We start from the raw sequence: 380 nt of genomic DNA, 5'->3' as shown, positions 1-380 counted from the left end.
GGTTATTAATTATTTTAGGTCGTAAATTATTTCAAAAAGCAAATCAACAAGTCAAACTCTCATTATGATCTGAGAGTATGTTGTTGGTTTTCTTTTTGAATTTTGAATTGATAAGGAGAAAGATAATTTAAATATTTCATTCTTCTTTGATTGTTATAATTTTTAATAAAAGTATGAACGATTTGAGTTAATCGTTCTTTAGTTAAATGTTTTCTTTTTTCTAAATAAACAGTTTCACATTTAAAATTAGCGAAAAAAGCTTCTACACAAGCGTTTTGAGCAGGACTCCCTTTTTCGGAAAAACTAGGAATCAGGTTTTTGGCTTGCAAAGTAGTTTGAATTATTTTGCCAGTATATTCAATTCCTTGATCGGAATGAAA

Annotated in this window: 1 protein-coding gene; it reads right to left on the bottom strand. The window is 27.4% G+C overall.

All coding sequences use genetic code 11. The features are described 5' to 3' along the window. Positions 1-62 precede the first annotated feature (62 nt). On the bottom strand, positions 63-380 hold a 318-nt coding region (locus M8044_RS02525), incomplete at its 5' end, for an integrase core domain-containing protein (protein ID WP_273585471.1).

The sequence above is a fragment of the Columbia Basin potato purple top phytoplasma genome, from assembly GCF_028595955.1.
Classification (GTDB): Bacteria; Bacillota_I; Bacilli_A; order Acholeplasmatales; family Acholeplasmataceae; genus Phytoplasma.
This window is presented reverse-complemented; position numbering and strand designations above follow the sequence as displayed.